Below are 25,371 nucleotides of genomic sequence, written 5' to 3'. Positions count from 1 at the left end.
CAATTCTCTCAGACCGGTGTCCCGGGCCGGTGGCGCGTATCAATGGCTGATACAGAACGTGGCCGAACTCGGAAGATCGCCTTCACATCTAGTGTTCCTCGCGTCACTCAGCGGGCATGAACGGCTGTACGAAAGCACTGGACCAGGAGAGGACAACGGTGACCGAGGGGGCCGGCTTCGTCGCCGGGGACCTGCCGGACGAGCTGACCGCGGCCGAGGCGGGCATGTGGCAGGCCTTCCGCAACGGCAGTGTGTACGACCTGAGCTGCGGGGACGCCGCCGTGGACGATCCGCACGGCGGGCATCCGTGGGGCCCGGAGCGCACGGTTCGGGCCCGGATCGTGGCCTGGCTGCTGCTGGACGGCCCGCCCGCGCTCGCGGGCCGGGTGTCCGCGCTGAAGCTGACCGGCGTGCGGATCACCGGCACGCTGGACCTCTCCGGCGGCACCGTTCGGCCCTACGTCGAGCTGCGCGGCTGCCGCTTCGACGACGAGGTCCTGCTGCCGGAGACCCGGTTCACCACCCTGCGCATGGTGGACTGCGCGGTGCCCCGGCTGGAGGCGGCCCGGCTGCACACCGAGGGTGACCTGCATCTGCCGCGCTGCCGCTTCCAGAACGGGGTGCGGCTGACGGACGCGCACATCGGCACCGATCTGATGCTCAACGAGACGGTGGTGTACCGCGACCGCAGCGGGCGGTCGATCTCCGGGGACGGGGTGACCGTCGGCCAGGACCTCCAGGCGGAGATGCTCCAGTCGCACGGCGAGCTGCGGCTGCGGGGCGCCAAGGTCGGCGTGTCGCTCAGCCTGCGCGGCGCGCTGCTGGACAACCCGTACTCCCGCTACGCCCTGAACGCCCCCCAGCTGACCGTCGAGCGCACCCTGTACCTCACCCCGGCCGGCGTCGGCAGCCCGCTGCTGAGCGGCACGACACCCGCGCGCGGGACACGTATCCAGCGCTTCGAGTGCCGGGGCGGGATACGCCTGGACGACGGGCGGTTCGGGGACGCCGTCGACTTCGAGCGGGCCAGGTTCACCCTCGCGGACGACCAGGAGGTGTCACTGCGCCGGGTGCACGCGTCGGAGCTGCGCTTCCTCGGGGACCGGCCGCAGCGCGGCAAGGTGGTGCTGTCCGGCGGCCGGATCGTCAGCCTGGTGGACCGGGCGGCGAGCTGGCCGGGCCCGGGCAATCTGCACATGAGCGGTTTCGTGTACGAGAACCTCGTCCCACGCGGCCCGTTCCCGCTGACCGGACGGCTGGACTGGGTGGCGGCGGCCACCGCCGAGTACGCCCCGGAGCCGTACGAGCGGCTGGCGGCGGTGCTGCGGGCGGCCGGCGAGGACGAGGACGCCCGCGAGGTGCTCCTCGCCAAGCAGCGCCGCCGCCGCGAGACGCTGCCGCTGGCGGCGAAGTTCTGGGGTTACGTCCAGGACTGGACCGTCGCCTACGGCTACCGGCCGGGCCGGGCCGCGGTGTGGATGGCGGTGCTGTGGGCGGCGGGCACGCTGGCGTTCGCCCACGCCGCCCACCCACCGGTGAACCACGACGGCCACCCCTACTGGAGCCCGGCCCTGTTCACCCTGGACCTGCTGCTCCCGGTGATCGACCTCGGCCAGGTCAACCAGTGGCAACTACGCGGCGCCTGGCAATGGCTGGCGGCCGCGATGATCCTGCTGGGCTGGATCCTGGCGACGACGGTGGCGGCGGGGGCCACGCGGCTGCTGCGGCGGGGCTGAGGGCTGCGTGGCGTGGGAGGTTGGATAGCGTGAGTGGCGCAAAAAGGAACAGGCGTATCAAAGGACGAAGAATCACCTTTACTGCTCCTTGACCGTCCGCCATACAACTTTCCGGGACTTGCCCCAACCCTCTGGCGCGCCACCGACCTGCGGTCTTTCAATGGTCGGCACCATGGCTCTGCTGCCCTCGTTCATCCGACAGACCCGGATGACCAAACGCTCCGCGCGCCCGGCCGGCCGGCCCCCGGCCGGGGACGAGGCCGTGCTCGACGCGCCCGACGACCGGCTCTCGCCCGCGCTGGTCGCGGCCGGCCGGGGCGAGTACACCGCTGCCGCCGGCCTGCTGGCGGACACCCGCGCCGCGGCGGCCTGGGAGAACCACGACCGGTACGTACGGCACCTGGCCGGCTTCGCCCGCTCGCGCCCGGAGTGGTTCGAGGTCTGGCGCACGGCCGCCCCCGAGGACCCCGGCGCCCTGCTGGTCGGCGCACAGCTGGCGGTGGACCGCGTCTGGCCCTCGCCGGCCCGCGCCGAGCTGCTGCGCGAGGCGAGCCCTCTGATCACCGCCGCCGCCCGCGCCGACGACCGCGACCCGGTGCCCTGGCGGATCGCGCTGGACCACGCGCGCGGCTCGCGGGCGGGCCACCGGTACTTCGAGGAGCTGTGGGAGGCGGCCGTCCGGCGCGCCCCGCACCACTACGGCTGCCATGTGGCCGCGCTCCGCTACCTGGCCGCCTCCTGCTGCGTCCTGCGGGGGAACACGCCCCACACCCCGCGCGCCTCGCACCGCGAGTGCTTCGACTTCGCCGACCGGGCCGCACAGGACGCCCCGGCCGACTCGCTCGTCCAGGCCCTCCCGGCCCGGGCCGCCTTCGCCTACCTGACCGACGGCTGCGGCCCCGAGATCCCGCGCGCCCGGCTGAACGCCGCGGCCGACCGGGCGCTCGCGCTCTCCGGCCGCTTCCCGGCGGCCGACCCGTGGCCCGCCCAGGTCCGCAACAAGCTCCTGTACGTCCTGATGCGCCTGGGCCGCTGGGAGGACGCCCGCGCCCAGCTGCACCTGATCGGCCCGTACGCCACGTCCTTCCCCTGGGCCCGGTTCTCCGACGACCCGCTCGGCCACTTCCTGCGGCTGCGCGAGCACCTGCTCACGCCGGGCCCTGGGCCCGTCCCCGCGGGCTTGCTGACCTGGCCCCCGGCCCCCCTCGCCGAGCACGGCGGACACGCCGACGCCGGTGACCACTAGGCTGAGGCGTCGTGACCACCGTCCGACTCCCGCTCTTCCCGCTGAACACGGTGCTGTTCCCGGGGCTCGTGCTGCCGCTGACCATCTTCGAGGAGCGCTATCGCGCGATGATGCGCCAGTTGCTCAAGACACCGGAGGACGAGCCGCGCCGGTTCGCCGTCGTGGCCATCCGCGACGGCCACGAGGTGGCGCCGAGCGCCCCCGGCATGCCGGACCCCACCGCACAGCTCGACCGGGGACCGGCCGCGGGCTTCGGCCCGGAGCCCCTCAAGTCCTTCCACGGGGTGGGCTGTGTGGCGGACGCGGCGACCGTCCGGGAGCGCTCCGACGGCACGTTCGAGGTGCTGGCGACGGGCACGACCCGGGTGCGGCTGCTCTCCGTCGACGCGTCGGGGCCGTTCCTGACGGCGGAGCTGGAGGAACTGCCGGAGGAGCCGGGCGACGAGGCGGGCGCGCTGGCCGAGGGGGTGCTGCGCTCCTTCCGCCAGTACCAGAAGCGCCTGGCGGGCGCCCGCGAGCGCTCGCTGTCCACCGGTGCGGAGCTGCCGGACGACCCCGGCGTGGTGTCGTACCTGGTGGCCGCCGCGATGGTGCACGACACGCCGACCAAGCAGCGGCTGCTGCAGGCGCCCGACACCGCGTCCCGCCTCCGTGACGAGCTGAAACTCCTTCGCTCCGAGACGGCGATCATACGTAGTCTTCCGTCGCTGCCCGCGTTCGAGCTCACACGGGCGCCGACGAGCCTGAACTGAGGAAGACGGATGGCGAAGAAGCCGAAGAAACAGCAGCAGTCCGGGGGCACTCCCGCGACAGTCGCCCTGTCGTCGGCCGGCGTGGACTTCACGGTCCACTCCTACGACCACGACCCCTCCCACCCCTCCTACGGTGAGGAGGCCGCGGAGGCGATGGGCGTCCGCGCGGACCGCGTCTTCAAGACCCTGGTGGCGGACGTCGACGGCGCCCTGACCGTGGCGGTGGTTCCGGTCTCCGGCTCCCTGGACCTCAAGGCCCTGGCGGCCGCGGTGGGCGGCAAACGGGCGGCGATGGCCGACCCGGCCCTCGCCGAGCGGACGACCGGATACGTACGGGGCGGCATCTCACCCCTGGGCCAGCGCAAGCGCCTCCCGACGGTCCTGGACGACTCGGCAAAGGCCCACGAGACGATCTGCGTGTCGGCGGGCCGCCGAGGGCTGGAGGTGGAGTTGTCCCCGGGCGATCTGGCGCAGCTGACGGGAGCGGTCCTGGCACCGATCGGGCGGGGCTGACGAACACCGGGCCGACGCCCGGCCGGTGGGAAACGGCGGGTCCAGGGGGCGGAGCCCCCCTGGTCACAGCAGCTCGGGATCCCGGGGCCCGAACAGCGCCGTAAGACCGAGGTGCACGACCAACGCCGCAAGCGGCCAGGCCAGCAAGGCCCCCTTGGCCCCCAGCTTCAACGGCGCCGAGAAGGCGACGCCCTTCCCCACGGCCTTGGCGTGCGCGAGCACGTCGGAGGAGGGTCCCAGCCACACCCCCAGCCGCCACGCCAGCACCGACCCGAGCAGCGCACCGAGGCCGAGTGCCACCACGACCGGCACACCGCCGCGCCGCCGCAGCAGAAACACGACCACCGCGCTGACGAGCCCGAAGCCCAGCCCCAGCAGGGTGAACGTACCGTCCACCCCGGCCGCCTGCTCGCCCTCGCTGTCCTTGAGATAGACGACCCAGCTCTTGTCGACCACATCGCCCACCAGCGGCACATGCGGCGCCAGCCACCACCACAGCAGCCCCAGCAGCACCCCGCCCAACGCCACGGCCACCGTGATCACGGCGGCCTCCCGCAGTTCGGTCTTCATCCCGGGGCCGTCCTGTTCGTACACGCCCCCGGACACCCCGGCAGGCGGCGCCTGCCAGACGTCGTTCGAGGACTGGTTGTGCGGCGGCGTAGGCGGAGTCAACGGTGCGGTCACCCTGACATCGTGCCAGGTCGCCCTGGGGGCCGCGTCACCGGACGGCGGCCCTGCGGTACGCCCGGGCCGCCACGGCCAGCGAGACCACCCCGACACCCGCGCAGACCCCCAGGTCGGCAAGGACGACCGCCCAGTCCGGGTGGGCCCCGAAGGTCCGGGCGTACGCCTCCACGCCGTAGGTCGACGGCAGCAGATCGCGCGCCAGCCGTACGATCTCCGGCATCCGGTCGGCCGGCAGCACACCCAGCAGCAGCGCCGCCGACATGCCCAGCTGCCCGAGCAGCGTGGCCAGCTCGGGCCGCGGCGCGAGCAGCCCGCAGGCGGCGCCCAGCCCGGACAGCGCCGCCCCGGCGAGCGGGATCACGGCCAGGAGAATCCACAGGTTGCCCAGCGGCAGTCCGAACAGGACGCACCCGAAGACGGCGGTCACCAGCGTCCCCGGCACCGTGAAGGAGGCGTACGCCCCCGCCGCGCCCAGCACCACCGCGGCCGGCGGCACCGGCAGGGTGGCGTAGTGATCGAGCCCGCCGCTCGCCCGCAGCTGCCCGAAGTACTGCGACAGCAGGTTGAGGGCCACATAGGCGACGACCAGCACCGACGAACCCGCCACCACGGACCGGGCCTCGCTGCCGCTGTCGACGACGCCCCGCATCATCACGGTGATGCCGATGGACTGGAAGGTGGCCACGAACAGCAGCGGGATCCGCGCCACCCGGGCCCGGGACAGCTGCGCCCGGTAGACGGCCGCGAGCGACGGCCACAGCCGGGCGGCCGGGCCGAGTTCGGCCGCGCCGGGCGCCGTCTTGGGCACGGCCCGGGTTCCGCCCGGCAAAACCTCCGCGGGTACGACACTCACGACGAGCTGCTCCTCTTCCGTGCGGCGGTCGCGCACACCCATACGTATGCCGCGGGCCGCGCGCTCACGCCTTCACCAGCCCCTGCCGGGCCGCGCCGCCCAGCGCCAGGTAGACGTCCTCCAGGCTGGGCGTGGCGAGCGTGAAGTCGTCCAGGGCGGCGAAGGCGGCCCCGCCGGTCACGGTGGCGACGGCGGCGCGGGCCTCCTCGGGCGCGAGCCGCAGCGTCCAGCGCCGCCCGGACTCCGTCGCGCGCTCGCGCAGTACGGCGATCTCGGGCACCTCCAGCGGCGCCCGCTCCCGCCACACCAGCTCGACCCGCACCTCGCCGGCGACCTGTTCCTTCAGGCCGGCCGGGGTGTCGCAGGCGATGACCCGGCCCTGGTCGATGACCGCGACCCGGTCGAGCACGGTCTCGGCCTCGATGACGTTGTGGGTGACCAGCAGCACGGTCGTACCGCGTTCGGCGCGCCGCCGGTCCACGGCCGCCCAGACGGCGCGCCGGGCCACCGGGTCCATGCCGGTGGTCGGCTCGTCCAGCACGAGCAGCGGCCGCTCGCCGACGAGGGCGGCGGCGAAGCAAGCGAGCCGCCGCTGCCCGCCGGACAGCTTCTTCAGCGCCCGCCCGGCGATCGGTGTGAGCCCCAGCTCCTCCAGTACGGCGTCCCGCTCGGCCCGGGCCCGCCTCACGTCCAGGCCGCGCAGGCGTCCGGTGGTCTCGGCGGCGAGGGAGACGGTCAGCTCGTCCAGCGCGGAGGACTCCTGGCCGAGGTAGGCGAGGATGCGCGCGGCCCGTTCGGGGTGCCGGACGATGTCGTGCCCGAGGATCTCGATGCTGCCGGTGTCAGGCCGGAGCAGCCCGGTGAGCTGCCGTACGAGCGTGGACTTGCCGGCGCCGTTCGGCCCGAGCAGCCCGAACACCTCGCCGCGCCGCACATCCAGCTCGACCCCGTCGGTGGCCCGCACCTCGGGCGTACCGGGCGCGCCCCTCCGCCCCTTCACGGCCGGATAGGTCTTGCCGAGCCCGCGCACGCGTACGGCCTCGTCATGCCGAAGTGCCTGTGCCGCGCGCGTACTCACAAGGGACGAGGGTACGGGGTCATAGCCCTTTACTCGCCTTTGGGGGCACTTCCGTACTCGGCCGGTAAGGATTGCCCGGCGTCACTCCCCCGTAGTGCTCTCCGCCGCGGCCGGCACATCGATCTCCCGCCAGAACCCCGCCCGGATGGCGTAACGGTCGTGCTCGTCGATCTGGTCGTCCTTGTGCGCGAGCAGCCCGAACCGGGCCGCGTACCGCAGCAGCTCCCCGTCGATGCGGTGCGGGATGCGCGGGTACAGCTGCGACAGCTTCGGCAGATGGCTCTGGTCGCCGAGCCGGGAGATCCAGCGGCGGGCGAAGACCTGCCCCACCTCGTACGGGTCGCCGCCGACGGTGGTGATGTCCTCCTCGCGGTCGGCCCACCGCTGCTCGGCCGTGGTGAGCTGGGCCAGCGTCGGCATGGAGGCGACGTCGGGCGGCTCGCTGACCGCACCCGGCCGGTCCACCCAGCCCTTGTCGGAGGACCAGCGCAGGGTCGCGGTCGCGGGATGCTGGACGGGCTGGGCGCCGGGGGCGCGCAGGGCCGCGAGGTCCTTGGGGGTGGGTACGCCCTTGTGGGCGGTGGCCCGCTCCTGGGTGCCGTTCTCCGAGGCCGCGGCGGCCGGCTGGGGTGCGCCCTGCTCGGCCGGCCGCTCGGCCGCCGCGGCGAGCGCGGACTCGGGCAGCGGCGCGGAGAGGATCGCGGCGATCTCGGGCCGGGGCGCGGGCGGCGGGGCGCAGACGCCGGTCAGCTCCTTGGCGCGGACGGCCTGGGTGATCCAGGCACGGTCCAGGACGCGCCGCTCGTCGGCCTCGGCGACCAGGTCCTCGGACTGGTTGTAGTCACCGTCGGCGGCCTGTACGGCCCACAGGTGGACGGCGACTCCGTGCTCCTTGGCGGCCATCATGCCGGGCAGCAGATCGCCGTCGCCGGTGACGAGGACGATGTCGGAGCAGGCGCGGTTGCGGGCCAGCTCGGTCAGCTCGGCGTGCATGGCGGCGTCGACGCCCTTCTGCGCCCAGCGTCCGTCGCTGCGGGTGAGGGCGCCGAGCCGGACGGTGACCCGGGGCATCACGCGCAGTCGCCGGTGCTCCGGCTGGGGGACACGGTCGGGGGCGCCGTCGAACCAGTAGATACGCAGCAGCGGGCGCTCGGTCTCGGACTCGGCGCGTTCGCGCAGGGCCTGGATCAGCGCGGTGTGGTCGACGGTGATCCGGGACCGTGAGGGCTCACCGGCGAGGAGGCTGGCGGCGGCGCCCAGCAGATACCCGGCGTCCACCAGGACGATGCAGCGGTCCACGCGACTCACCCTCTTCCCGGGAGGTTTTGCTTCGGACTTTCTTCGAGTCTGCCCGACGGCGCGGAGGTTAACGGCCGGAACTCGATCTTCGGCGTGGCGTTTGCGCATCCCGATCGCCCAGCCGCCCTGTCACACACGGTAATTATCCGACATGCGCTTGATGTCAGCGTATGTGAATCTGGTCCCGGCCCTGGCCCCTAGATCCCCCACAGGAGGCAGATCACCATGGCCAAGAACAAGAACCGTAAGCAGGGTGGCCCGCAGAACCGCGCTGCGCAGCCCGAGCAGGCTCACGAGCACACGCAGCGCTCGCAGGAGAACCACGAGTCCGCGGTGTCGCACATCCAGGGCAGTCCCTCGGATGTCGCCCGCAAGAAGCAGAAGAGCTTCGGCCACAATTAAAGGGCAGTTGAAGCCCAGGCACGCAGGAGGGGCGCACCCGCAGCGGGTGCGCCCCTTCGCCTTGCCGTCTCAGCCCGCCAGACAGGACGGGCCGAGCAGCACCTTCAAGTCACCGAAGAGCGCCGGGTCGGGCTTGACCCGGTGCCGGTCCAGGCGCAGCACGGTGGTCTTGCGCGGGCCCTGGAGCTTGATGCGGACCTCGCTGTCGCCCTTGTGGTGGCTGAGGATCTCGCCGAGGCGGCTGACCATGGGCGGGGTGACCCTGGTGGCCGGGATGGTGAGGATCACCGGCGCGTTGGTGCCCGCGTTGGACAGGTCCGGGACCATCAGCTCCATGGCGACGAGCCGGGGCACGTCCTCGCGCTTGTCGAGGCGGCCCTTGACGAACACCACGGCGTCCTCGACGAGTTGGGTCGACACCAGCTGGTAGGTCGCGGGGAAGAACATGCACTCGATGGAGCCGGCGAGGTCCTCGACGGTGGCGATCGCCCAGGCGTTGCCCTGCTTGGTCATCTTGCGCTGCAGGCCGGAGATGATGCCGCCGATGGTGACGACCGCGCCGTCCGCGTGCTCGCCTCCGGTGAGCTGGGCGATGCCCGCATCGGCCTTGTCGGACAGCACGTGTTCGAGGCCGAAGAGCGGGTGGTCGGAGACGTACAGACCGAGCATCTCCCGCTCCTGGGCGAGCAGATAGGTCTTGTCCCACTCCTCTTCGGTGAACTGCACGTCGAGTCCGAAGCCGGGCTCGCTGCTGGTCTCCTCACCCATGCCGCCGAAGAGGTCGAACTGGCCCTCGGCCTCCTTGCGCTTGACCGCGACCACGTTGTCGATCATCGGCTCGTACTGCGCGGTGAGTCCCTTGCGGGTGTGGCCCATCTCGTCGAAGGCGCCGGCCTTGATCAGCGATTCCGTGGTGCGCTTGTTGCAGACCACCGCGTCGACCTTGTCGAGGTAGTCGGGGAAGGAGGCGTACTTCCCCTTGGCCTTGCGGCACTTGATGATCGACTCGACGACGTTGGTGCCGACGTTGCGGACGGCGGAGAGGCCGAAGAGGATCACGTCGTCGCCCTGGGCGGCGAAGTTCGCCTCGGACTCGTTGACGTTCGGCGGGAGCACCCGGATGCCCATGCGGCGGCACTCGTTGAGGTAGATCGCCGACTTGTCCTTGTCGTCCTTGACGGAGGTCAGGAGCGCGGCCATGTACTCGGCGGGGTAGTTCGCCTTCAGGTACGCGGTCCAGTACGAGACCAGGCCGTAGGCGGCCGAGTGGGCCTTGTTGAACGCGTAGCCGGCGAACGGGACCAGCACGTCCCACAGGGCCTGGATGGCCTCGTCGCTGAAGCCCTTCTTCCGGGCGCCCTCCTGGAAGAGGACGAAGTTCTTCGCCAGTTCCTCGGGCTTCTTCTTGCCCATGACGCGGCGGAGGATGTCGGCCTCGCCGAGCGAGTAGCCCGCGATGATCTGGGCGGCCTTCTGCACCTGCTCCTGGTAGACGATCAGGCCGTAGGTGACGTCCAGGACCTCCTTGAGGGGCTCTTCGAGTTCCTTGTGGATCGGCGTGATCTCCTGCTGCCCGTTCTTGCGCAGCGCGTAGTTCGTGTGGGAGTTCATGCCCATCGGGCCCGGGCGGTACAGGGCCGACACGGCGGAGATGTCTTCGAAGTTGTCGGGCTTCATCAGCCGGAGCAGGGACCGCATGGGGCCGCCGTCGAACTGGAAGACGCCGAGGGTGTCGCCGCGCTGGAGCAGCTCGAAGGTCTTGGGGTCGTCCAGCGGGAGCGACAGCAGGTCGATGTCACGGCCCTTGTTGGCCTTCACCATCTTGACCGCGTCGTCCATGATCGTGAGGTTGCGCAGGCCCAGGAAGTCCATCTTCAGCAGGCCGAGCGACTCACAACTCGGGTAGTCCCACTGGGTGATGGTCACGCCATCGGTGTGCCTCACCCACACCGGGACGTGCTCGGTGATGGTCTCGCTGGACATGATCACGCCGGCGGCGTGCACGCCCATCTGCCGGACCAGGCCCTCCACACCGCGTGCGGTGTCGATGACCTTCTTCACGTCCGGTTCGTTCTCGTACATCCCACGGACCTCGCCCGCCTCCGAGTACCGGGGGTGGCTGGGGTCCGTGATGCCGGACAGCGGGATGCCCTTGCCGAGGACGTCGGCGGGCATGGCCTTGGTGATGCGGTCGCCCATCGCGTACGGGTAGCCCAGCACGCGCGCGGAGTCCTTGATCGCGTTCTTGGCCTTGATGGTGCCGTACGTGCCGATCATGGCGACCTTGTCGGCGCCGTACTTCTCGGTCACGTACCGGATCACCTCGACGCGCCGCCGCTCGTCGAAGTCGATGTCGACATCGGGCATCGAGATGCGCTCGGGGTTGAGGAACCGCTCGAAGATCAGGCCGTGCGGGATCGGGTCGAGGTCGGTGATGCCCATGGCGTAGGCGACGATCGAGCCGGCCGCGGAGCCTCGGCCGGGGCCGACCGCGATGCCGTTGTTCTTGGCCCACATGATGAAGTCGGCGACCACGAGGAAGTAGCCGGGGAAGCCCATCGAGATGATGACGTCCATCTCGTAGTCGGCCTGCTTCTGGCGGTCCTCGGGGATGCCGCCGGGGAAGCGGCGCTCCATGCCGCGGCGCACTTCCTCCTTGAACCAGGTGACCTCGGTGTAGCCCTCGGGGATGTCGAACTTGGGCATGAGGTCGCGCTTTTCGAACATGCCGTCCGTGTCGACCATCTCGGCGACGAGGAGCGTGTTGGCGCAGCCCTCCTGCCAGGCGTCCGAGGAGTCGATGGCGTACATCTCGTCCGTGGACTTCAGGTAGTAGCCGGTGCCGTCGAACTTGAAGCGGTCGGGGTCGGAGAGGTTCTTGCCCGTCTGGATGCACAGCAGGGCGTCGTGCGCCCCGGCCTCGTGCGCGTAGGTGTAGTGCGAGTCGTTGGTGACCAGGGGCGGGATGCCGAGCTTCTTGCCGATCTCCAGCAGGCCGTCACGGACCCGGCGCTCGATGTCGATGCCGTGGTCCATCAGCTCCAGGAAGTACCGGTCCTTGCCGAAGATGTCCTGGTAGTCGGCGGCGGCCTTCAGGGCCTCGTCGAAGTGACCGAGGCGCAGGCGGGTCTGCACCTCGCCCGAGGGGCAGCCGGTGGAGGCGACGATGCCCTCGGACCACTGGGCGATGGTCTCCTTGTCCATCCGGGGCCACTTCTGCAGCCAGCCCTCGGCGTAGGCGTCGGAGGAGAGGCGGAAGAGGTTGTGCAGGCCGGTCTTGTTCACCGCCCACATCGTCTTGTGGGTGTAACCACCGGAGCCGGAGACGTCGTCCCGCTTCTGGTGCGGCTGGCCCCAGAGGATCTTGCGCTTGTTGCGCCGGGACTCGGGGGCGACGTACGCCTCGATCCCGATGATCGGGGTGACCCCGGCCTTCTTCGCGGAGTGGAAGAAGTCGTACGCCCCGTGCAGGTTGCCGTGGTCGGACATGGCGATGTGCGTCATGCCCATCTCATTGCAGGCGTTGAACATGTCCTTGAGCCGCGCGGCACCGTCCAGCAGCGAGTACTGGGTGTGGACGTGCAGGTGCGTGAAGGGCGGCTTTGACACGGTATGGCCTCCAACGGAAACACTGGGCGGCGGGCGAGGGGACAGTTCTGGGGTCAGCGTCGAAGTCTATGCCCCGGCACTGACACTCGCGGGGGATCCCCGCGTACCTTCATGCGGGAACCGGGCACTCCCGCGTGGCGTCGCCCGTTGGAGACGGCAGAAACGCTGTCGTACAGGTAATGCACCAGGAGGCACCCAGCGATGTCGGCACCCCAGCTCAGCGACGAGCAGCGCGGCGAGGAGATCCTCGCCGTCTTCGACACCGCCTTCGGACGGCTCCTGGCCGCCGACCCGGCCGCGTTCCGGGTGAAGTTCCGGAAGATGGCGGCCTCGGCCTTCGCGTTCTACCGGGGCACCGCGTGCCTCTTCTACCACGACCTCGACGCCGACAAGCGCGGTGGTCCATTTCTGGACGACCGCACCTCGCGCGTGTGGATCCACGGCGATCTGCACGCGGAGAACTTCGGCACGTACATGGACTCCAACGGCCGCCTGGTCTTCAACGTCAACGACTTCGACGAGGCCTACGTCGGCCCGTTCACCTGGGACCTGAAGCGCTTCTCGGCGTCGATCGCCCTCATCGGGTACGCGAAGGCGCTCAGCGACGAGCAGATCACCGAGCTGGTGCGGGTCTACGCGGGCGCGTACCGCGAGCGGATCCACGCGCTGGCGACCGGCGCGAAGAGCGACGAGGTGCCGCCGTTCACGCTGGACAGCGCGGAGGGCCCGCTGCTGGGCGCCCTGCGGGCCGCCCGCTCGCTGACCCGCTTCGAGCTGCTGGACTCGATGACGGAGATCCGCGACTTCGAGCGCCGCTTCGCGCCGGGCGGCGGCTCCATCGAGCTGGACGCGGCCACCCGCTACAAGGTCCTGGCGGCCTTCGACGGCTATCTGGAGACGCTGCCGGACTCCTCCCTGGCCCGCCCGGACTCCTACCGCGTGAAGGACGTCGTCGGCCGCCGCGGCATCGGCATCGGCTCGGCCGGCCTGCCGTCGTACAACATCCTCCTGGAGGGGCACAGCGACGCCCTGGAGAACGACGTCGTGATCTACATCAAGCAGGCCCAGACCCCGGCCGTCTCCCGGCACATCACGGATCCGGCCATCGCCGGCTACTTCCAGCACGAGGGCCACCGCACGGTGATCTCCCAGCGCGCCCTTCAGGCGCACGCCGACCCGTGGCTGGGCTGGACCGAGCTGGACGGCACGGGCCAGCTGGTGGCCGAGGTCTCGCCGTACGCCGTCGACCTGGAATGGGGCGACATCGACGACCCCGAGGAGATCGCCCAGGTCGTCGCCGACCTGGGCCGGGCCACGGCCTCCATGCACTCGGCGGCGGACGACACCTCGGGCGAGTCCCTGGTGCCGTTCTCCACCGAGCGCGCCATCGACGCGGCCGTCGCCGCCGACGAGGAGGGCTTCGCGCCCCTCCTGGTGGACTTCGCGCACAGCTACGGCGCACGCGCGCGTGCCGACCACCAGATCTTCGTCGACCTGTTCCGCAACGGGCGGATTCCGGGGCTGTAACTTCGCACACTCACAGGCACCCTTTAGGGGTCTTTTAACCGGCTGCGTGACAGACTCTTCTCTCGTTATGGACATATCCGGGATCCAGCTCAGAGCCGTGCGCGCGGCGCTGTTCACGGCTGTCGTCGTGACGCTCAGCACCGCGTCGCACGTGCTGCTGTCGCGGGCCCCGCTGCCGGTGGCGACCGTGCTGGCGGTCGCCTTCGGCGTGTTCGCCGGCGCGTATGCGCTGGCCGGCCGTGAGCGCGGCTTCGGCCGGATCGCGGCCCTGCTGATCCCGCTGGAACTGGCCGCCGACACGGTGTTCACCACCGGCCAGAACACCTGTTACGGCAGGGCCGGCGGACCGGTCGCCGGCCCCCTGCACGCCTTCGGCCTCGACGTGCTGTGCCAGGGCGGTGCCGTCGGCTCCCCGCTGGCCCAGATGACCGGGGCGCACGGCCGCCCCGAGGCGCTGCTCGCGCACGCCAGCCCGGCGGCCGCCTGGCTGCTGCTCGCCGCGCACGTCGGCGTGGGTCTGCTCGCCGCCGCCTGGCTGCGCCGGGGCGAGCGGGCGCTGGTGCAGCTGCTGCGCGCCGTCGCCGCCACCACCTTCCGGCCGCTGCTGCTCGCGGTGGCCGCGGTCGCCGTCCGGCTGACCCCGGTCCGCCGGCTGCCCCGCCCGGCCCCGCGCCGGGCCGCCGCCCGCGACCTGCTTCTCGTGCACTCCCTGGGACGGCGTGGACCGCCGTGCTCACCCGCCCTCGCCGTCCGCTGAGCATCGCCACCCGAGCGACCGGCTGCACGGCGCCCGGTCGAACGGCGCCCGAGCGGCGGCACTGAGCACATCCAGTCCCCCACACGTATCCCGCGTACGGCATGTGCGCGTCCCCCATGGAGATCACCAGCATGAGCAAGCGGAACAGCCAGACATCGAAGACGGCGGCCCGGGAGCGGCTGCGTCACGAGCGCGAGCGGCAGGCCAAGCGCGACAAGGCCAGGCGGCAGGTCATCGTGGCCGCCTCGGTGGTGGCCGTGCTGGCCGCGGCCGGCGGCATCGGCTACGCCGTCGTCCAGGCGAACAAGCCGACCTACTGGGAGGGCATGAAGACCGCCGCGGTCGTCGCGCCGGCCAACACCTCCGGCAAGGACGGCACCACGGTCGTCATCGGCAAGGACAGCGCCAAGAAGACCCTCAAGATATACGAGGACCCGCGCTGCCCCGTGTGCGCCCAGTTCGAGGAGAACGTCGGTGCGACCCTGAAGAAGGACATCGACGACGGCAAGTACAAGTTCCAGTACGTCGGCGCCACGTTCATCGACCTCAAGGACAACGGCCAGGGTTCCAAGAACGCGCTGAGCGCCCTGGGTGCCGCGCTGAACGTCAGCCCCGACGCGTTCCTCGACTACATGTCCGCCCTGTACTCGACGAAGTGGCACCCGGACGAGACGGTCGACAAGTTCAAGGACGACAGCTACCTCATCCAGGTCGCGAACACCGTCCCGGCGCTGAAGAACAACGCGAAGTTCCAGGACGCGGTCAAGAAGGGCACCTACGACGCCTGGGCGATGCACATGTCGAAGACCTTCGACGACAACAAGGACGGCGTGACCGGCACCCCGGGCTTCGTCATGAACGGCAAGCAGCTCAACGGCGGCACCCCGCTTCTGACGGTGGCCGACTTCAACAAGGCCGTCGACGCCGCCCTCAAGGGCTGACCACCCGTCGGAATCCGACGTTCCCGTGAAGAGCGGGCGAACATTGGGAGTTCGCCCGCTCTTATGTGCGTACTGGTCAGTAACCTGAGCGGTCGTGACCAGTCGAAAAAGATCACTTTCGGCCACCGAAGGCCTCAACTCCCTCTCGCCCCGCCGCCGTACGGTCGTCAAGGCCGCGGCGGCGACCGCTGTACTGGCCGGCCCGCTCGCCGCCTCCCTTCCGGCGCGCGCCGCCGACCAGGCCCCCGCCTTTGTGCACGGTGTCGCCTCCGGTGACCCGCTGCCCGACGGTGTCCTGCTGTGGACCCGGGTGACCCCGACCCCCGACGCCGTACCGGGCTCCGGGGTGGGCCCGGACACCGAGGTGAGCTGGGTCGTCGCCAAGGACAAGGCGTTCACCAGCATCGTCGCCAAGGGTTCGGTGACCGCGACCGCCGCCTCCGACCACACCGTGAAGGCCGACGTCCGCGGCCTGCAGCCGGCCACCGACTACTGGTTCCGGTTCTCGGCCGGCGGCACCGACTCCCCGGTGGCGCGCACCCGTACCGCGCCCGCGGCGGACGCCTCCGTGTCCTCCTTGCGGTTCGGCGTGGTCACCTGCGCCAACTGGGAGGCCGGCTACTTCGCCGCCTACCGTCACCTCGCGGCCCGCAGCGACCTGGACGCCTGGCTGCACCTCGGCGACTACATCTACGAGTACAAGTCCGGCGAGTACGCGGCACGCGGCACGGTCGTCCGCCCGCACGCGCCCGCCAACGAGATCATCACGCTCGCCGACTACCGCATCCGGCACGGCAAGTACAAGACCGACCCCGATCTGCAGGCCCTGCACCTGAAGGCGCCGGTCATCGCGATCTGGGACGACCACGAGTTCGCCGACAACGCCTGGTCGGGCGGCGCGGTCAACCACACCGAGGGCGCCGAGGGCACCTGGACCGCCCGCAAGGCCGCCGCCAAGCAGGCCTACTTCGAGTGGATGCCGGTCCGCCCCGCGATCGAGGGCACCACCTACCGGCGGCTGCGCTTCGGCAAGCTCGCCGACCTGTCACTGCTGGACCTGCGCTCCTTCCGCTCCCAGCAGGCGTCCGCGGGCAGCGGCTCGGTGGACGACCCGAACCGTACGATCACCGGGCGGGCCCAACTCGACTGGCTGAAGGCCGGGTTGAAGTCCTCCGACACCAAGTGGCGGCTGGTCGGCAACTCGGTGATGATCGCGCCGTTCGTCATCGGCTCCCTCACCGCCGACCTGCTCAAGCCGCTCGCCAAGCTGCTCGACCTGCCGCAGAACGGCATCGGCGTCAACACCGACCAGTGGGACGGCTACACCCACGACCGCCGCGAGCTCCTGGACCATCTGCGCTCGAACGCCATCGGCAACACCGTCTTCCTGACCGGCGACATCCACATGTCCTGGGCCAACGACGTGCCGGTGGACGCGGGCACCTATCCGCTGTCGCCGTCGGCGGCCACCGAGTTCGTGATCACCTCGGTGACCTCCGACAACCTCGACGACATCGTCAAGGTCCCCGAGGGCACGGTCTCCGCCGTCGCCGCGCCGCTCATCGAGGTCGCCAACCGGCACGTCCACTGGGTGGACACCGACCGGCACGGCTACGGCGTGCTGGACATCACCGCCGACCGCGCGCAGATGGACTACTACGTCCTGTCCGACCGCACCGACGCGAACGCGACCTCCACGTGGGTGCGCTCCTACCGCACCCGCAGCGGCACACAGAGGGTCGAGCGGACCTACGACCCGGTGTAACCGCCGCCACTACCCGGACTGGAGGCCGTCCAGGAAGCCGAGCGCCACCCGCCAGGTGGCCTCGGCGGCCTCGGCGTCGTAGTCCGGCAGCTCGGGGTCGGTGTAGAGGTGCCCGGCGCCGGCGTACCGGTAGACCTCCACATCGGCACCGGCCCGGCCCATCTGCAGATACCAGGCGGTCAGCCAGTCGTCCGTCTCGAACGGGTCCGGCTCGGCCACATGCAGCTGCACCGGCAGATCCGCCACGTGGGCGTTCGGCGCGATGTCCGACGTACCGTGCAGAAGCAGCAGCCCGCGCGCCTTGTCGTCGCCGAGGGCGAGGGTCTGGGCGATGGAGGCGCCGAGCGAGAACCCGGCATACACCAGCCCGCGCTCCGAGTACGGCGCCGCCGCCAGCACGGCCCGCTTCAGCAGCTCCTCCTTGCCGATCGACTCCTTGAACTCCATGCCCTCCTCGACGGTGTCGAACGTACGCCCCTCGAAGAGGTCCGGCGTCCACACCTCGTGGCCCGCCATGCGCAGCCGGTCCGCGGCGTCGCGCACCGCGGGCCTGAGGCCGTAGGTCGAGTGAAAAAGCATGATGTTCATGAGGCCATGGTGCCAGCCGGTACGACGCCGCCGGAGCCGCCGTACCCGGGAACACACCCCAAGTCACATGTTCATGCCCGCCGGGTGCCGGTTAGGAGCGGAGGCATGGAAAACGTACTCCGCCCTGCGATCGTGATCGGCAGCTCGGTGCTGCTCACCCTGGCCGTCGGCTGGGCCACCGACCGGCTGCTGCGCAAGGCCGACGCACGCGACCACGACACGCCACTATGGGAACTGCTGCGCCGCGGCCGCGTCCCCTACCAGCTCGTGCTGTGCACCGCCCTGCTCCGAGGCTCGTACGACCAGGCGAAACTGCTGGAACAGCACCAGGTCGGCATCGGCCGCATACTGACGCTGGTGCTGATCGGCTCCGTCGCCTGGCTGGTGATCCGGATCGCCGCGGCGGTCGTCGAGACCACCTACAGCCGCTACGCCCGCGTGCACCGGGACCCGGCCCGGGTGCGCAGGGTGCGCACCCAGGTGGAGCTGATCATGCGGGTGGTGTCCGCGATCGTCATCGTCGTGGCGATCGCCGCCATGCTGCTGACGTTCCCGGCGATGCGCGCGGCCGGCGCCTCGCTGCTGGCCTCGGCGGGCATCATCGCCGCCATCGCCGGTGTGGCCGCCCAGTCGACCCTGTCCAACATGTTCGCCGGGCTGCAGATCGCCTTCGGTGACATGGTGCGCATCGGCGACACGGTCGTCGTGGACGGCGAGTGGGGCACGGTCGAGGAGATCACCCTGACCTTTCTGACGGTACGGACCTGGGACGAGCGCCGGATCACCATGCCGGTGTCGTACTTCACCTCCAAACCCTTCGAGAACTGGTCGCGGGGCACTCCGCAGATGACCGGCACCGTCTTCTGGCACGTCGACCACAGCGCGCCGGTCGAGGCGATGCGCGAGAAGCTGCGCGACATCCTGCGCGAGAGCCCCGCCTGGGACGGCCGCGCCTACGGCCTGGTGGTGACGGACAGCACGCCGAACACCATCCAGGTGCGGGCCCTGATGACCGCGAAGGACTCCGACGACATCTGGGCCGTACGGGTCGCGGTCCGCGAGCAGATGATCGCCTGGCTCGTGCGCGAGCACCCTCACGCACTCCCCCGCGTCAACACCTCCGAGGCGGTGCTGCCTCCTGCAGAGCCCGTCAGTGTCCGCGTTCAGCACCGCCATTGACCTGGATCACCTGCGAGGTGACATGGCCGGCGCCGGGCGAGGCCAGCCAGTGCAGGGTCGCGGCCACGTCTCCCGGTATCCCGGCGCGGCCGGTCACCGTGTCGGCGATGAGCCGCGCCCGCCGGGCCTCGTCCATGCTGTCCCCGAAGAACTCGGTGTCCTCGACGTACCCCGGCGCGACCACGTTCACGGTGATGCCGCGCGGGCCCAGCTCCCGGGCCAGGTCGTGCGCGTACGGGTGCAGCCCGGCCTTGGCCGCCGCGTAGGCGCCGGTGCCGGACCCCCGGTAGGCGGCGATGGAACTGATGAAGAGCACCCGGCCGCCGGGCTCGGCGAGCCGGTCCTTGAGCGCCTCGGTGAGGAGCGCGGCGGTCAGGACGTTCTGCCGGAAATTGGCGGTCCAGTCGTGCGCCACCCGGTCCAGGGGGTCGTCGCCGCCGGCCGGGGGCTCCAGATACCCGGCGCCACCGGCGCCGTGCACCAGGACGTCGACGGTGCCCAGTTCGTCGGCGACGAACCGGGCCACGCCGCGCACCTGCGCGGGCTCGGAGAGATCGGCCGCACGGGTCAGCGCCCCGGGCACCCCGGCCTTCTCCAGCACCTCCGCGCGCCGCCCGAGCAACAGGACCCGGTCGCCGTCCGCCGCGAACGTCTGCGCCGTCGCCAGCCCGATCCCCGTACCGCCACCACTGATCACGATGTTGCGAGTCATGATCCGAGCGTAGGAGGCAACCGCCGACGGTGCCCGGATTCATCCACAGGTCCGGCATGTTTGTATGACTATTCACCCACAGGGGTCATGTAGGAGCGTCAGCGCAGACTGCGCACATCGAGATGCCTGAGCACCCGGTCCACGATCTCCGGATCCGCCCCCGGCTCGCTCCGCGCCGCCAGCACCTCGTGCCGTGCGGCGCTCAGCATCTCGTTCTGGATGTTCCGGATCCGCTTCAGCCGCCTGACGCGCTGGTACTGCGCCTCCCGCCGCTCCTCCTCCCCCATGTCGGGACTGATCCGGATCCCGATGTCGAAGGCGCGCCGCAGCATCTGCTCGGACAGGTCCTCGGGCAGGTCCTCCACCTGCTCGATCTCCCGCAGCCTGCGCTTGGCCGCCTTCGTCGCCCGCACCGCCAGCTCCTTCTCGAACTCCTTCTCCCGCTCGGAGTCGGCCCGCACCCCGAGCCACCTGACCAGGGACGGCAGCGTGAGCCCCTGCAGGACCAGCGTGACGATGATGACCCCGAAGGCGACGAAGATGATCTCGTCCCGGTCCGGGAACGGGGTTCCGGCGTCGGTCTTCAGCGGGATGGCCAGCGCCAGCGCCACCGAGGCCACCCCGCGCATCCCTGACCACCACATCACGACCGTCTCCCGCCGGCTCACCGGGATCTCCTCGTCGTAGTCCCGCCGCGCGTGCAGCCGCTTGGTCAGCCAGGACGCGGGCAGCAGCCACACCAGCCGTACGACGATCACCACGCCCACGACGACGGCGGCCCAGCCGAGCATCTCGCCCCAGCGTCCCCGGGCCGTGTGGATGGCGTTGTGCAGCTCGAGGCCGATGAGCCCGAAGGCGACGCCCGTGACGAGGGTGTCGATGATGTCCCAGAAGGTGTGCCCGGCCAGCCGGGTCATCACGTCGTCCGCGTCGGTGGCGTACTCGGCGAGGAAGAGCGCCGTGGTGAGCACCGCGAGCACCCCGGAGCCGTGCAGCTTCTCCGCGAGGACGTAGGAGGCGTACGGCACCAGCAGGGTCATGCCGATCTGCAGGGTCGGATCGCCCAGCAGGTCCATCAGCCTGTTCGCGCCCCAGCCGAGCACCAGACCGACGAGCACCGCGACGACGGCCGACAGCACCAGGTCGGCTCCGGCCCGCCATGCCGAGAACGAACCGCTCACGGCCGCGGCGATCGCCACGTGGTACAGCACGATGGCCGTGACGTCGTTGAAGAGCCCCTCGCCCTCCAGGATCGACACCAGCCGGCGTGGCAGCCCGAGCTGCCCGGCCACGCTGGTCGCGGCGACCGGGTCGGGCGGGGCGATCAGCGCGCCGAGCGCGACGGCGGCGGCGATCGGCAGCCCCGGCACGATCGCGCCTGCGACGAACGCCACGCACACCGTCGTCACGAACACCAGGGCGACGGCCAGCAGGAAGATCGGGCGGATGTTGGCCGCGAACTGCCGCCAGGAGGTGCGCCGTACGGCGGCGTAGAGCAGCGGCGGCAGCAGCCCGGGCAGGATCAGGTCCGGCGGGATGTTCACATTGGGCACGAAGTCGGCCACCGCGAGGATGCCGCCGAACACCGTCATCAGCACCGGCGCCGGCACCCGGAGGCGGTCCCCGACCGGGACGCTCACCAGGGCCCCGAGCAGCAGGACGAACAACAGGGCCAACTGATCCACGGCCGGTGCTCCGAGGGTCGACGATCACACGTCAGGCCTCAAGCGTGCCATCCGGCCGGCGTCAACGCCTTCCGCCGGCCCCGGCGCAGCGCCTACAGGGCGCGGCGCATCGCCCGGTGCGGGATGCCGGCGTCCGGGAACTCCGGGCCGTACGCCGCGTAGCCGAGACGCTCGTAGAAGCCCAGCGCGTGGGTCTGGGCGTGCAGGTCCACCGCGGTGAGGCCACGCGCGCGTGCCGCGTCCTCGATGGCCCGCACCAGAGCCACGCCGACGCCGAGCCCGCGGGCCTCGCGGCAGACGGCGAGCCGCCCCAGGGAACCCACCGAGGCGTCCCCGCCGGTCTTCGCCGCCGCGGCCGGGCCGTGCAGCAGCCGGCCGGTGCCGAGCGGCACTCCGTCCTCGCGGACCGCGAGCACATGCACGGCGACCGCTTCGTGGACGTCGTACTCGATGGCCTGATCGACGCCCTGCTCCACCACGAAGACCTCCTTGCGGACCGCGAAACAGGCCTCGCGGTCGGTGGGGTCCTCGGCGATCCGGACGGTGTACGGCACGCTCACGCGTACGTCTCCTCACGGACCTGGTCGAGGGCCTTCTGCAGGTCCGCGGGGTACTCGCTCTCGAACTCGACCCACTGGCCGTCAGCGGGGTGCTCGAAGCCGAGGCGCACGGCGTGCAGCCACTGGCGGGTCAGGCGCAGCCGCTTGGCGAGGGTGGGGTCGGCGCCGTAGGTGAGGTCGCCGACGCAGGGGTGGCGGTGGGCGGACATGTGGACGCGGATCTGGTGGGTGCGGCCGGTCTCCAGCTTCACGTCCAGCAGCGAGGCGGCGCGGAACGCCTCGATCAGGTCGTAGTGCGTCACCGAGGGCTTGCCGTCGGCGGTGACCGCCCACTTGTAGTCGTGGTTCGGGTGGCGGCCGATGGGCGCGTCGATCGTGCCGCTCGTCGGGTCCGGGTGGCCCTGGACCAGGGTGTGGTAGCGCTTGTCGACCGTGCGCTCCTTGAACTGGCGCTTGAGCGAGGTGTACGCCCGCTCCGACTTGGCGACCACCATCAGGCCGGAGGTGCCGACGTCGAGGCGGTGCACGATGCCCTGGCGCTCGGCGGCGCCGGAGGTGGAGATCCGGTAACCGGCCGCGGCGAGACCGCCGATCACGGTGGGGCCGCTCCAGCCCGGCGACGGGTGCGCGGCCACACCGACCGGCTTGACGATCACGACCACGTCATCGTCGTCGTGCACGATCTCCATGCCCTCGACCGGCTCGGCGACGACCTGCACCGGGGCGGGCGCCTGCGGCATCTCGACCTCGAGCCAGGCGCCGCCGCGCACCCGCTCGGACTTGCCGACCAGCGCGCCGTCGACCTGGACCTTGCCGGCGGCGGCCAGCTCCGCCGCCTTGGTGCGGGAGAAGCCGAACATGCGGGAGATGGCGGCGTCGACGCGCTCGCCCTCCAGGCCGTCGGGCACGGGCAGGGTACGGATCTCGGGAATCGTGCTCACCCGTCGAGTATGCCGGACGGGCGGTACCGGCCCGGACGAGCCTGTGGAAAACCGGCTGCGGAAGGCGCCGGTCTCAGTCCTTGTGGAGCGTGCCGTCCGGGTCGAGCCCCCGGAAGGACAGCAGCACGATCAGCACGCCGCCGCACACGATCGCCGAGTCCGCCAGGTTGAACACGGCGAACCCCTTGGGCGCGATGAAGTCCACGACCTTGCCCTCGAAGACACCGGGCGACCGGAAGATCCGGTCGGTGAGGTTGCCGAGGGCGCCGCCGAGCAGCAGGCCGAGCGCGATGGCCCAGGGGTAGCTGTAGAGCTTGCGGGCCAGCCGGATGATCACCACGATCACGGCCGCGGCGATCAGCGTGAAGATGATCGTGAAGGCCGCGCCGACACCGAAGGCCGCGCCGGGGTTGCGGATGGCGTTCAGCTCCAGCCAGTCGCCGATGAGCTTGATCGGCGCGTGGCCCTCCAGCTTGGCGACCACGAGCGTCTTGCTGATCAGGTCGAGGGCGTAGGCGAACGCGGCCACCGCGAACAGCAGGGCGATGCGGCGCCCGCGGCGGCCCCGCACCTGCGCCGGGGCCGGCTGCTCGCCCGTGCCGGGCGCACCGGCCGTGGCGGACACGCCGGAGCCGGTGGGCGCTCCGGCCGCCGCCGTCTGCTCGCCGCTGTCGTCCGGGGTGTCCGGCGTACCGATGATGCGCTCCGCCTCTGCCACGTGAGTCCCTCAACCTAGGTGCCTGGCTGAGGACGAGACTACGGCACGGCCCGGCACACTCAGGAGCGGCGTTCCTGCTTCTGCTTGCACTCCACGCACAGTGTCGCCCTGGGAAAGGCCTGCATCCGGGCCTTGCCGATGGGGTTGCCGCAGTTCTCGCACAGACCGTAGGTGCCCGCGTCCAGCCGTTCCAGGGCGCGCTCGGTCTGGATCAGCGTCTCGCGCGCGCTCGCGGCCAGCGCCAGCTCGTGCTCGCGCGTGATGTTCTTGGCACCGATGTCGGCCTGGTCGTCTCCCGCGCCGTCCCCGGAGTCGCGCATCAGCCCCGCGAGAGACGCCTCGGAGGAGCTGAGCTCCTCGTGCAGCCGCTCCGCCTCGGACAGCAGCTCGGCACGGGCCTCGGCGACCTCTTCCGGGGTCCAGGGGTCCTCACCGGGACGCACCGCCAGCTCGCCGGGCTCCGCCGCGGCGACCCGCGCCTTGGGAACGGCGGTTCCCGCCGAGGCCGTGCCAGGAGTCTTCTTCGCAACCACTGTCGTGGCTCCCGTCTGCTTCGCGGCCCGCGCCGCGCCCGCTGTCTTGGCCGTGCTCGTCTCGGCCGCCTCCGTGGAGACGCCCTGGGCTGCCGCCTTCCTGCCGCCGGCCTTCTTCGCCGCGGGCTTCTTGGCAGCCGCCTCCACCACCACCCCTTTCGCCGCCGGCGCTTTCCCGCCGGCCTTCTCGGCCCCCGCCTTCTCCGACACCGCGCCTTCGCCGCCGGCTTTCCTGACCGAGGCCTTCTCCGACACCGCGCCCTCGCCGCCCGCCTGCTTGACCGCCGCCCTCTTGGCAGCGGACGTCTTCTCGGCGGGCTTCTTGGCTGCGGGCTCCTTGACGGTGGGCTCCTTTACGGCGGCGTCCCTGCCGGTCGTCTTCTCAGCGGCCGTCTTCTCGCCGGCCGCCTCGTCTGCCGCCGCCTTCTTGGCAGCAGCCACCTTCTTTCCGGCCGCCTTCTCGGCGCCTGCTTCCTTCGTCGCCGCCTTCTTGCCGACCGTCTCCGTCGCCTCGGACTTCTTGGCGGGGGACTTCCTGGCGGCTGTCTTCTTGGCGGCTGTCTTCTTGCCAGCCGCCACCTCCTTGGCGGCAGCTTCCTTGGCGGCCGCCTTCTCAGCGCCCGCCCCGTCGGCGACCGTCTCCTTGGCAGCCGTCCCCTTACCGCCCGCCTCCTTGACGCCCGTCGCCTTGCCAGCCGCCCCCGTGGCGGCCGCCTCCCCAGCGGCCGTCTCCTTGACTGGCGCCCTGGCAGCCGACTCCTTCACCGCAGCCTTCTTTGCGGCCGTTCTCCTGACCGCCGGCTCCCTCGCGGCCCCCTCATTCCGGACCGCCTCTCGCCCAGCCGCCGCCTCATGACCGGCCACCTCTCGCCCAGCCGCCGCCTCATGACCGGCCACCTCTCGCCCAGCCGTCTTCTCCGGGGCCGGCTTCTTCGGGGCCGGCTTCTTCGGGGCCGGCTTCTTCGGGCCCGGATTGCTCAGGCCCGGATTGCCCGGGGGCGGCTTGCTCGGGGCCGGCTTCTTCGGGGACGTATCAGCGCTCCTCGCCGCGGTCGCCCTCTTCTTCCCGGCCGCTCCCCTGGCCTCGCCGTCGGAGGCAGCCGGGGCGCCGGAGGCGGCCGCGACCCTGCGCCGGCCAGTCGCCGGCTGCTGTACGGCGGTCTTCTTCGCCACCATGGCCGCGGCCCCTTCACATATTGTGATCTTGCTCGCGAATCGTGCTGGGACGATAAATCGACTTGAGTCCCGCGGCAACGGGGCACACCGCCCGATTCGCCCGCCCGCACCCCC

At 71.2% G+C, this 25,371-nt stretch carries 22 protein-coding genes; 10 read left to right on the top strand and 12 right to left on the bottom strand.

The window, feature by feature from the left end:
- Positions 1 to 158: 158 nt before the first annotated feature.
- From BFF78_RS30900 to ybaK, 4 genes are all read left to right on the top strand, one after another.
- Positions 159 to 1,736: an oxidoreductase gene (locus BFF78_RS30900; RefSeq protein WP_069781420.1), complete on the top strand. Its 1,578-nt coding sequence runs from the start codon at positions 159 to 161 to the stop codon at positions 1,734 to 1,736.
- 160 nt (positions 1,737 to 1,896) lie between these two features.
- Positions 1,897 to 2,982: a hypothetical protein gene (locus tag BFF78_RS30895; RefSeq protein WP_193433576.1), complete on the top strand. Its 1,086-nt coding sequence runs from the start codon at positions 1,897 to 1,899 to the stop codon at positions 2,980 to 2,982.
- Positions 2,983 to 2,993: 11 nt separating this feature from the next.
- Positions 2,994 to 3,734, top strand: a complete 741-nt coding sequence (locus BFF78_RS30890; RefSeq protein WP_069781419.1) for an LON peptidase substrate-binding domain-containing protein — start codon at positions 2,994 to 2,996, stop codon at positions 3,732 to 3,734.
- 9 nt (positions 3,735 to 3,743) lie between these two features.
- Positions 3,744 to 4,247 (top strand): Cys-tRNA(Pro) deacylase, encoded by a 504-nt coding sequence (gene ybaK / locus BFF78_RS30885; RefSeq protein WP_069781418.1) that lies wholly within the window; start codon positions 3,744 to 3,746, stop codon positions 4,245 to 4,247.
- A 63-nt stretch (positions 4,248 to 4,310) separates the two neighbouring features.
- Here the strand turns inward: ybaK and BFF78_RS30880 are convergent, their stop codons facing one another.
- The 4 genes from BFF78_RS30880 to BFF78_RS30865 form a co-directional block, all read right to left on the bottom strand.
- On the bottom strand, positions 4,311 to 4,931 hold the full coding sequence (locus BFF78_RS30880) for an AAA family ATPase (protein ID WP_069781417.1): 621 nt from the start codon (positions 4,929 to 4,931) through the stop codon (positions 4,311 to 4,313).
- Positions 4,932 to 4,965: 34 nt separating this feature from the next.
- The gene (locus tag BFF78_RS30875) at positions 4,966 to 5,787 is read right to left on the bottom strand and encodes an ABC transporter permease (protein ID WP_069783921.1); all 822 of its coding nucleotides are present in this window, start codon (positions 5,785 to 5,787) and stop codon (positions 4,966 to 4,968) included.
- Positions 5,788 to 5,851: 64 nt separating this feature from the next.
- Entirely contained in the window at positions 5,852 to 6,865 is a 1,014-nt protein-coding gene (locus tag BFF78_RS30870; RefSeq protein ID WP_069781416.1) for an ABC transporter ATP-binding protein, read from the bottom strand.
- Between the two features lie 81 nt (positions 6,866 to 6,946).
- Positions 6,947 to 8,164, bottom strand: a complete 1,218-nt coding sequence (locus BFF78_RS30865) for an NYN domain-containing protein (RefSeq protein WP_069781415.1) — start codon at positions 8,162 to 8,164, stop codon at positions 6,947 to 6,949.
- Positions 8,165 to 8,389: 225 nt separating this feature from the next.
- Between BFF78_RS30865 and BFF78_RS47030 the strand changes: the two genes are divergently transcribed.
- Positions 8,390 to 8,566 (top strand): hypothetical protein, encoded by a 177-nt coding sequence (locus tag BFF78_RS47030; protein WP_165289383.1) that lies wholly within the window; start codon positions 8,390 to 8,392, stop codon positions 8,564 to 8,566.
- A 69-nt stretch (positions 8,567 to 8,635) separates the two neighbouring features.
- Here the strand turns inward: BFF78_RS47030 and dnaE are convergent, their stop codons facing one another.
- A complete protein-coding gene (dnaE, locus tag BFF78_RS30860; protein WP_069781414.1) occupies positions 8,636 to 12,175 on the bottom strand; it encodes a DNA polymerase III subunit alpha in 3,540 nt (1,179 codons plus the stop codon).
- Between the two features lie 201 nt (positions 12,176 to 12,376).
- On the opposite strand from dnaE, the gene BFF78_RS30855 reads away from it, so the two are divergent.
- The 4 genes from BFF78_RS30855 (at position 12,377) to BFF78_RS30840 (ending at position 17,165) form a co-directional block, all read left to right on the top strand.
- Positions 12,377 to 13,702, top strand: coding sequence for a DUF2252 domain-containing protein (locus tag BFF78_RS30855; protein ID WP_069781413.1), 1,326 nt, complete (start codon positions 12,377 to 12,379; stop codon positions 13,700 to 13,702).
- Between the two features lie 67 nt (positions 13,703 to 13,769).
- Entirely contained in the window at positions 13,770 to 14,459 is a 690-nt protein-coding gene (locus BFF78_RS30850) for a hypothetical protein (protein ID WP_069781412.1), read from the top strand.
- Positions 14,460 to 14,590: 131 nt separating this feature from the next.
- Positions 14,591 to 15,400: a thioredoxin domain-containing protein gene (locus tag BFF78_RS30845; protein ID WP_069783920.1), complete on the top strand. Its 810-nt coding sequence runs from the start codon at positions 14,591 to 14,593 to the stop codon at positions 15,398 to 15,400.
- Positions 15,401 to 15,494: 94 nt separating this feature from the next.
- Positions 15,495 to 17,165 carry an alkaline phosphatase D family protein gene (locus BFF78_RS30840; RefSeq protein ID WP_069781411.1) on the top strand — a complete coding sequence of 557 codons (1,671 nt, stop codon included), beginning with the start codon at positions 15,495 to 15,497 and terminating at the stop codon, positions 17,163 to 17,165.
- A 9-nt stretch (positions 17,166 to 17,174) separates the two neighbouring features.
- On the opposite strand, the gene BFF78_RS30835 is transcribed toward BFF78_RS30840, so the two are convergent.
- Positions 17,175 to 17,753, bottom strand: coding sequence for a dienelactone hydrolase family protein (locus BFF78_RS30835; RefSeq protein WP_069783919.1), 579 nt, complete (start codon positions 17,751 to 17,753; stop codon positions 17,175 to 17,177).
- Between the two features lie 105 nt (positions 17,754 to 17,858).
- Between BFF78_RS30835 and BFF78_RS30830 the strand changes: the two genes are divergently transcribed.
- Positions 17,859 to 18,932, top strand: coding sequence for a mechanosensitive ion channel family protein (locus BFF78_RS30830; protein WP_069781410.1), 1,074 nt, complete (start codon positions 17,859 to 17,861; stop codon positions 18,930 to 18,932).
- Here BFF78_RS30830 and BFF78_RS30825 read toward each other — a convergent pair.
- The 6 genes from BFF78_RS30825 to BFF78_RS49800 form a co-directional block, all read right to left on the bottom strand.
- Complete coding sequence (locus BFF78_RS30825) at positions 18,904 to 19,644, bottom strand: SDR family NAD(P)-dependent oxidoreductase (RefSeq protein ID WP_069781409.1); 741 nt, start codon at positions 19,642 to 19,644, stop codon at positions 18,904 to 18,906. The two genes, BFF78_RS30830 and BFF78_RS30825, sit on opposite strands and share 29 nt — an antisense overlap.
- 98 nt (positions 19,645 to 19,742) lie before the next feature.
- Positions 19,743 to 21,329, bottom strand: coding sequence for a Na+/H+ antiporter (locus BFF78_RS30820; protein WP_069781408.1), 1,587 nt, complete (start codon positions 21,327 to 21,329; stop codon positions 19,743 to 19,745).
- Between the two features lie 92 nt (positions 21,330 to 21,421).
- The gene (locus BFF78_RS30815; RefSeq protein ID WP_069781407.1) at positions 21,422 to 21,889 is read right to left on the bottom strand and encodes a GNAT family N-acetyltransferase; all 468 of its coding nucleotides are present in this window, start codon (positions 21,887 to 21,889) and stop codon (positions 21,422 to 21,424) included.
- Entirely contained in the window at positions 21,886 to 22,830 is a 945-nt protein-coding gene (locus BFF78_RS30810; RefSeq protein ID WP_069781406.1) for an RluA family pseudouridine synthase, read from the bottom strand. The genes BFF78_RS30815 and BFF78_RS30810 overlap by 4 nt, the downstream gene beginning before the upstream one ends.
- A gap of 73 nt (positions 22,831 to 22,903) precedes the next feature.
- Complete coding sequence (gene lspA / locus BFF78_RS30805) at positions 22,904 to 23,548, bottom strand: signal peptidase II (protein WP_069781405.1); 645 nt, start codon at positions 23,546 to 23,548, stop codon at positions 22,904 to 22,906.
- Positions 23,549 to 23,607: 59 nt separating this feature from the next.
- Positions 23,608 to 25,257, bottom strand: coding sequence for a TraR/DksA family transcriptional regulator (locus tag BFF78_RS49800; protein ID WP_335755365.1), 1,650 nt, complete (start codon positions 25,255 to 25,257; stop codon positions 23,608 to 23,610).
- Positions 25,258 to 25,371 lie beyond the last annotated feature (114 nt).

This window comes from Streptomyces fodineus, from assembly GCF_001735805.1.
Classification (GTDB): domain Bacteria; phylum Actinomycetota; class Actinomycetes; order Streptomycetales; family Streptomycetaceae; genus Streptomyces; species Streptomyces fodineus.
Note: the sequence above shows the minus strand (reverse complement) of the source record. Positions and strands in the feature narration are given on the sequence as shown.

Bases quoted from the DNA above. Each gene is read 5' to 3' on its own strand.
- BFF78_RS30895 (WP_193433576.1), top strand. From the start codon at position 1,897: ATGGTCGGCACCATGGCTCTGCTGCCCTCGTTCATCCGACAGACCCGG.
- ybaK (WP_069781418.1), top strand. From the start codon at position 3,744: ATGGCGAAGAAGCCGAAGAAACAGCAGCAGTCCGGGGGCACTCCCGCG.
- BFF78_RS47030 (WP_165289383.1), top strand. From the start codon at position 8,390: ATGGCCAAGAACAAGAACCGTAAGCAGGGTGGCCCGCAGAACCGCGCT.
- BFF78_RS30855 (WP_069781413.1), top strand. From the start codon at position 12,377: ATGTCGGCACCCCAGCTCAGCGACGAGCAGCGCGGCGAGGAGATCCTC.
- BFF78_RS30850 (WP_069781412.1), top strand. From the start codon at position 13,770: ATGGACATATCCGGGATCCAGCTCAGAGCCGTGCGCGCGGCGCTGTTC.
- BFF78_RS30845 (WP_069783920.1), top strand. From the start codon at position 14,591: ATGAGCAAGCGGAACAGCCAGACATCGAAGACGGCGGCCCGGGAGCGG.
- BFF78_RS30835 (WP_069783919.1), bottom strand. From the start codon at position 17,753: ATGAACATCATGCTTTTTCACTCGACCTACGGCCTCAGGCCCGCGGTG.
- BFF78_RS30830 (WP_069781410.1), top strand. From the start codon at position 17,859: ATGGAAAACGTACTCCGCCCTGCGATCGTGATCGGCAGCTCGGTGCTG.
- BFF78_RS30825 (WP_069781409.1), bottom strand. From the start codon at position 19,644: ATGACTCGCAACATCGTGATCAGTGGTGGCGGTACGGGGATCGGGCTG.
- BFF78_RS49800 (WP_335755365.1), bottom strand. From the start codon at position 25,257: ATGGTGGCGAAGAAGACCGCCGTACAGCAGCCGGCGACTGGCCGGCGC.